Source organism: Fusobacterium sp. SYSU M8D902 (assembly GCF_040199715.1).
Taxonomy (GTDB): Bacteria; Fusobacteriota; Fusobacteriia; order Fusobacteriales; family Fusobacteriaceae; genus Fusobacterium_A.
Genome location: NZ_JBEFNA010000057.1, coordinates 1 through 2,185, shown reverse-complemented (window position 1 = coordinate 2,185; position 2,185 = coordinate 1). Strand labels below are relative to the sequence as shown.

Here is a 2,185-nt window from a genome sequence, read left to right as displayed (position 1 = left end):
TTATCTGTCCATTTTTTTCCTTGTCTTTTCATTCTTAAATCTCTAATCATTCTAATTTCTTCTAAATGGTCTTTTTGCTTTTGATAGTTCCTTTTATTTGGAGGAATAGAAATACCTGTAACAATCTCTATATCTTTACGAGGAAAAGTCATATAACTTTCCTTATAGGCTTTTAGGGCGTCTTCTATATCTTCTTCTGTAAAATGATTGTCCTGATTTCCTGTCTTACTTTCCATCTCCTCTAAGAATGAATATGCGTCGGCTTTTACCTCCTCATAAGGTATATCACATTTTAGTCCATACATAGCAAGGCTCATTATACAAAAATACCTGTGTCCCTCAACTACTTTTTCATTATCTGTAATAGTTCTTTTCCACCAATCATATAAATCTCTTTTGATATGCCATTTTTTACGAGATTTGTCGCCTTTTACTATCCGTCTTTCATACCAATCAGGATACTTTTCTTTCGCTTCTTTTAAAGTTAATTTTTTAGGAACATAAAGAGCTTTATTTATAATATCTATTTCTGTATCTACTAATTTTCTTCTTCCTGTTACCCAATAATTAAGTTTTTCCACAGTATAAAGCTCTGAATTTTCTAAATAAAAGGCTCTTACAACTTCTCCAAATTTTGTTTTTGTTTCTGGTATTCTAAATCCCTGAAAAATACCTTGATATTGTCTTTTCTTAACGCTTGATGTATAGCCGTTCCAAACCAAGTCTATTAACCCATACTTAAATCTTTTTAAAAGGATTTTTATATTATCAAAAAGAGCTATAGGTTTTTCAAGGATATAATATAAATGTAGCCCATTTCCTGAACTGACTATAATATTAGGTTTTGGCATAGCTCCTGATTTATATTGATAAAAAATGTTTTCTATATGCTGTTTTTCCACTCCATCTAAGTCAATGGCAAAAGCATATAAAAACCTTGAGTTTTTCGCCGTTCTGTTTCTTCCTATGTAACTGATGGGGCTTGTGATGACAAATTCTCTGTCTTTAATTTCTTCCAAAAAATTCAAATCATTAAAAATCATAAAGTGTCTTGCTCTATCTTTTAAAATTTCTGTAGCTATTCCATGATATTTATGATTTTGATGTTCCTGAGAAGCTCCCTCACATTCCTCTAAAGGCATTTCATCATTTCCACTGTATATTAATTCAAAGAATTTATAGACATTAATTTCAGTATATTGAAAATAAGGATTATATTTTAAATAACCATTTCTTAAATTATAAAGTTCTTTTTTCTTATCTAAACCTGTCATAAAAAACCCCCTAAAAAACACTATAGAGCCGTTATATTATCAATATATTTTTTCCACCTATTTTATAAAAAAATAAAAAGGACTAAAATCCTCAACCAAATTATACTATAGAGCCGTTATATTATCAATATATTTTTTCCACCTATTTTATAAAATAAAAAAGATGTTATATTATCAATGCATTTTTTAGACCTATTTTAATTGAATTTAAGCCCTCCAATAATAACTTCTCAATAGAATTTTCTTTCTGTATGGGGGCGTTTTTTTTTGCTGACAAAGAACTTGGCTGCAAAAAAAATAAATAGGGGGGCTTCTTAAAATTTTTATACACCTTTTAGCCCTCCTAAAATCGTTTTTACGCATTTTTTTTAATTCTACAGGGTTTTATCGTCAAAAATTTATAAAATGGCTTAAAATTGATTTTATGGCTTGTGAGAAGGTATTATTTACTTCTAGAGAAGCCGTTGAATTTCTTAATAAAAAAAGCAGGGGATTCTACCAAAATCCCCCACATAAAACTTATGCTCTAACGATTAGTAAGCGTTTTTAGATAATAGAAAGAAAATAACTACTATCATTGCTAAATAAATAATGAGCCTCTTCACTTTGCACCTCCTTTCTCGAGATGGTCGGCTTAGAGGAGGAACAAGGTATTATATCATTGATTTTTCTAAAAATCTATGGTATAATTAATTTGCTAAATAGATAATTGAGTAACAGGAATAAAAAGATAAGGGCTACCAACAACCTTGTCTTTTTTATTTTTTGTATAAACTTCTTCCTTTTTCATAATATATATGGTATAATATTTATATATATAAAGTATGAGTAAAGGAGGGTATCTATGAATATTCAAACTAAAAGAAAAATTGATGAAATTAAAGGAATGATAAAGAAAAAGACTAAACTTG

At 28.7% G+C, this 2,185-nt stretch carries 1 protein-coding gene; it reads right to left on the bottom strand.

The window, feature by feature from the left end; genetic code table 11:
• Window positions 1–1,274: hypothetical protein (locus tag ABNK64_RS10980; protein WP_349764416.1), on the bottom strand; the 1,274-nt coding region annotated here is incomplete at its 3' end.
• Window positions 1,275–2,185 lie beyond the last annotated feature (911 nt).